Source organism: Microbacterium sp. WCS2018Hpa-23, from assembly GCF_031843845.1.
Lineage (GTDB): Bacteria > Actinomycetota > Actinomycetes > Actinomycetales > Microbacteriaceae > Microbacterium.
The window spans coordinates 1-5,528 of sequence record NZ_JAVTIZ010000017.1 but is presented as its reverse complement, the minus strand read 5'-3'; the positions used below and the strand labels follow the sequence as shown (position 1 = coordinate 5,528).

Below are 5,528 nucleotides of genomic sequence, written 5' to 3'. Positions count from 1 at the left end.
TAAGATAGAGAAGTTGCCCTTCGGGCCTGGTTGTGATGACTGGGTCGTGGGAGCATCCGATCCTTGAGAACTCAACAGCGTGCACTTGTCAAATGCCAAATAACCTCGATTCAGCTTCGGCTGGATGAGATTCCTTTGGATCAAAGACCAGCCTTCTTCGGAGGGTTGGCAACGGATAAAGTCAGCAATGAATTTGTCTCTTTGGTCAGCATCAAACTCGCTGCGTCACCGTTTTCCCGGTGTCGTATGCATTTCTTTTTTACGGAGAGTTTGATCCTGGCTCAGGATGAACGCTGGCGGCGTGCTTAACACATGCAAGTCGAACGGTGAAGCCCAGCTTGCTGGGTGGATCAGTGGCGAACGGGTGAGTAACACGTGAGCAACCTGCCCCTGACTCTGGGATAAGCGCTGGAAACGGCGTCTAATACTGGATACGAGTAGCGACCGCATGGTCAGTTACTGGAAAGATTTATTGGTTGGGGATGGGCTCGCGGCCTATCAGCTTGTTGGTGAGGTAATGGCTCACCAAGGCGTCGACGGGTAGCCGGCCTGAGAGGGTGACCGGCCACACTGGGACTGAGACACGGCCCAGACTCCTACGGGAGGCAGCAGTGGGGAATATTGCACAATGGGCGCAAGCCTGATGCAGCAACGCCGCGTGAGGGATGACGGCCTTCGGGTTGTAAACCTCTTTTAGCAGGGAAGAAGCGAAAGTGACGGTACCTGCAGAAAAAGCGCCGGCTAACTACGTGCCAGCAGCCGCGGTAATACGTAGGGCGCAAGCGTTATCCGGAATTATTGGGCGTAAAGAGCTCGTAGGCGGTTTGTCGCGTCTGCTGTGAAATCCGGAGGCTCAACCTCCGGCCTGCAGTGGGTACGGGCAGACTAGAGTGCGGTAGGGGAGATTGGAATTCCTGGTGTAGCGGTGGAATGCGCAGATATCAGGAGGAACACCGATGGCGAAGGCAGATCTCTGGGCCGTAACTGACGCTGAGGAGCGAAAGGGTGGGGAGCAAACAGGCTTAGATACCCTGGTAGTCCACCCCGTAAACGTTGGGAACTAGTTGTGGGGTCCATTCCACGGATTCCGTGACGCAGCTAACGCATTAAGTTCCCCGCCTGGGGAGTACGGCCGCAAGGCTAAAACTCAAAGGAATTGACGGGGACCCGCACAAGCGGCGGAGCATGCGGATTAATTCGATGCAACGCGAAGAACCTTACCAAGGCTTGACATATACGAGAACGGGCCAGAAATGGTCAACTCTTTGGACACTCGTAAACAGGTGGTGCATGGTTGTCGTCAGCTCGTGTCGTGAGATGTTGGGTTAAGTCCCGCAACGAGCGCAACCCTCGTTCTATGTTGCCAGCACGTAATGGTGGGAACTCATGGGATACTGCCGGGGTCAACTCGGAGGAAGGTGGGGATGACGTCAAATCATCATGCCCCTTATGTCTTGGGCTTCACGCATGCTACAATGGCCGGTACAAAGGGCTGCAATACCGCGAGGTGGAGCGAATCCCAAAAAGCCGGTCCCAGTTCGGATTGAGGTCTGCAACTCGACCTCATGAAGTCGGAGTCGCTAGTAATCGCAGATCAGCAACGCTGCGGTGAATACGTTCCCGGGTCTTGTACACACCGCCCGTCAAGTCATGAAAGTCGGTAACACCTGAAGCCGGTGGCCTAACCCTTGTGGAGGGAGCCGTCGAAGGTGGGATCGGTAATTAGGACTAAGTCGTAACAAGGTAGCCGTACCGGAAGGTGCGGCTGGATCACCTCCTTTCTAAGGAGCATCTGACTCTTCGGAGTCCAGAACCCAGATCGAAGGCATACGTTCTTCGCTGGGAGCTCATGGGTGGAACATTTGACATGACATCGAGATCTGATCTTGGAGCTAGTACGCAACTTCGGTTGTTGGAACGGTCTGGGTGAGGGGGCCGGTGTCTGCACGCTGTTGGGTCCTGAGGGACCGGATGCGGATCCGCAAGGATTCGTTTCTGTACCTCTGGGCCTCTTGTTGTTTCCCCTGTGGGGGATGCGAGAAGGGGTACCGCCCGTACTTTGAGAACTACACAGTGGACGCGAGCATCTTGCAGCCGGCTTCGGTCGGTTGCACAAGATGATCTTAAAGATCATTAGTCAATTTCATGCCAGGCCTTGTGTCTGGTGTCGATTCTGATTCAAACTCATGTGATTTCAAGTCTTTAAGAGCAAACGGTGGATGCCTTGGCATCTGGAGCCGAAGAAGGACGTAGCAATCTGCGATAAGCCTCGGGGAACTGATAAGCAAGTTTTGATCCGAGGGTGTCCGAATGGGGAAACCCCGCTGGGCGGCGTGCCGACCTAGTGACTCCCGCCTGAATATATAGGGCGGGTAGAGGGAACGTGGGGAAGTGAAACATCTCAGTACCCACAGGAAGAGAAAGCAACCGCGATTCCGTTAGTAGTGGCGAGCGAAACCGGAACAGGCTAAACCTAGCGTGTGTGATAGCCGGCAGGCGTTGCACGTTGGGGGTTGTGGGACTTTTCAGTCATCTCTGCCGAGATGGCGGCGTTACACGATGGTATAGACGAACGGTCTTGAAAGGCCGGTCATAGAGGGTGCCAACCCCGTAGTCGAAATGCCAACCGTGGCGCGAAGAGTATCCCAAGTAGCACGGGGCCCGTGAAATCCCGTGTGAATCTGTCAGGACCACCTGATAAGCCTAAATACTCCCAGATGACCGATAGCGGACAAGTACCGTGAGGGAAAGGTGAAAAGTACCCCGGGAGGGGAGTGAAATAGTACCTGAAACCGTTTGCTTACAAACCGTTGGAGCAGCCTTAGTAGCTGTGACAGCGTGCCTTTTGAAGAATGAGCCTGCGAGTTAGCGATATGTGGCGAGGTTAACCCGTGTGGGGTAGCCGTAGCGAAAGCGAGTCTGAATAGGGCGATTCAGTCGCATGTCCTAGACCCGAAGCGAAGTGATCTATCCATGGCCAGGTTGAAGCGACGGTAAGACGTCGTGGAGGACCGAACCCACTTAGGTTGAAAACTGAGGGGATGAGCTGTGGATAGGGGTGAAAGGCCAATCAAACTTCGTGATAGCTGGTTCTCTCCGAAATGCATTTAGGTGCAGCGTTGCGTGTTTCTTGCCGGAGGTAGAGCTACTGGATGGCCGATGGGCCCTACAAGGTTACTGACGTCAGCCAAACTCCGAATGCCGGTAAGTGAGAGCGCAGCAGTGAGACTGTGGGGGATAAGCTTCATAGTCGAGAGGGAAACAACCCAGACCACCAACTAAGGTCCCAAAGCGCGTGCTAAGTGGGAAAGGATGTGGAGTTGCCTTGACAACCAGGAGGTTGGCTTAGAAGCAGCCACCCTTGAAAGAGTGCGTAATAGCTCACTGGTCAAGTGATTCCGCGCCGACAATGTAACGGGGCTCAAGCACGCCACCGAAGTTGTGGCATTGACATTATTGGTAGGCCTTCGTGGTCCAGCCGTGTTGATGGGTAGGAGAGCGTCGTGTGGCCAGCGAAGCGGCGGTGTAAACCAGCCGTGGAGGCTACACGAGTGAGAATGCAGGCATGAGTAGCGAAAGACGTGTGAGAAACACGTCCTCCGAAAGACCAAGGGTTCCAGGGTCAAGCTAATCTTCCCTGGGTAAGTCGGGACCTAAGGCGAGGCCGACAGGCGTAGTCGATGGACAACGGGTTGATATTCCCGTACCGGCGAAGAACCGCCCAAGCTAATCCAGTAGTGCTAAGTGTCTGAATCCCAGTGACTGATCCCTTCGGGGTGACGCTCTGGGCCTAGCGCACGACCCCATTCTGGTGCGGTTAGCGTATTAACAGGTGTGACGCAGGAAGGTAGCCCAAGCCAGGCGATGGTTGTCCTGGTGCAAGTGCGTAGGCCGAGTCGTAGGCAAATCCGCGACTCACATAGGCTGAGACACGATGCGGATAAAAAGTGGGTGATCCTATGCTGCCAAGAAAAGCATCGACGCGAGGTTCTAGCCGCCCGTACCCCAAACCGACTCAGGTGGTCAGGTAGAGAATACCAAGGAGATCGAGAGAATCGTGGTTAAGGAACTCGGCAAAATGCCCCCGTAACTTCGGGAGAAGGGGGGCCTTCGACGTATTAGGACTTGCTCCGAAAGCGTTTGGAGGCCGCAGAGACTAGTGGGTAGCGACTGTTTACTAAAAACACAGGTCCGTGCCAAGTCGCAAGACGATGTATACGGACTGACGCCTGCCCGGTGCTGGAAGGTTAAGAGGACCGGTTAGCCGCAAGGCGAAGCTGAGAATTTAAGCCCCAGTAAACGGCGGTGGTAACTATAACCATCCTAAGGTAGCGAAATTCCTTGTCGGGTAAGTTCCGACCTGCACGAATGGCGTAACGACTTCCCAACTGTCTCAACCGCGAACTCGGCGAAATTGCATTACGAGTAAAGATGCTCGTTACGCGCAGCAGGACGGAAAGACCCCGTGACCTTTACTACAGCTTGGTATTGGTGTTCGGTGTGGCTTGTGTAGGATAGGTGGGAGACTGTGAAGCATGGACGCCAGTTCATGTGGAGTCATTGTTGAAATACCACTCTGGTCACTCTGGATATCTAACTTCGAACCGTAATCCGGTTCAGGGACAGTGCCTGGTGGGTAGTTTAACTGGGGCGGTTGCCTCCCAAAAAGTAACGGAGGCGCCCAAAGGTTCCCTCAACCTGGTTGGCAATCAGGTGTCGAGTGTAAGTGCACAAGGGAGCTTGACTGTGAGACTGACAGGTCGAGCAGGGACGAAAGTCGGGACTAGTGATCCGGCAGTGGCTTGTGGAAGCGCTGTCGCTCAACGGATAAAAGGTACCTCGGGGATAACAGGCTGATCTTGCCCAAGAGTCCATATCGACGGCATGGTTTGGCACCTCGATGTCGGCTCGTCGCATCCTGGGGCTGGAGTAGGTCCCAAGGGTTGGGCTGTTCGCCCATTAAAGCGGTACGCGAGCTGGGTTTAGAACGTCGTGAGACAGTTCGGTCCCTATCCGCTGCGCGCGTAGGAAATTTGAGAGGATCTGACCCTAGTACGAGAGGACCGGGTTGGACGAACCTCTGGTGTGTCAGTTGTTCCGCCAGGAGCACCGCTGATTAGCTACGTTCGGGATGGATAACCGCTGAAAGCATCTAAGCGGGAAGCCGGCCTCAAGATGAGATTTCCATACCTTCGGGTGAGAGGCTCCCAGCCAGACTACTGGGTTGATAGGCCAGATGTGGAAGTGCAGTAATGCATGCAGCTGACTGGTACTAATAAGCCGATGACTTGATAACACACCGTTTGTTGGTGCTACGCGTCCACTGAGTGGTTCTCGATGTACGGTCGAGAACCGCATGACAATGACTTTGTTATGTGTTTTGATTGAAACATCTATAGTGTTTCGGCGGCCATAGCGTGAGGGAAACGCCCGGTTACATTCCGAACCCGGAAGCTAAGCCTCACAGCGCCGATGGTACTGCAGGGGGGACCCTGTGGGAGAGTAGGACACCGCCGGACTTCTTTTAA

At 54.5% G+C, this 5,528-nt stretch carries 3 rRNA genes; all 3 read left to right on the top strand.

Features of this window, described 5'->3' with window-relative positions:
• Positions 1–258 precede the first annotated feature (258 nt).
• A 16S ribosomal RNA gene (locus RQG77_RS19365) occupies positions 259–1,781 on the top strand.
• Positions 1,782–2,192: 411 nt separating this feature from the next.
• A 23S ribosomal RNA gene (locus tag RQG77_RS19360) occupies positions 2,193–5,296 on the top strand.
• 106 nt (positions 5,297–5,402) lie between these two features.
• Positions 5,403–5,519: ribosomal RNA gene (gene rrf / locus RQG77_RS19355) — 5S ribosomal RNA — on the top strand.
• Together the 16S, 23S and 5S rRNA genes form the textbook arrangement of a ribosomal RNA operon.
• The last annotated feature ends 9 nt before the right edge of the window (positions 5,520–5,528 follow it).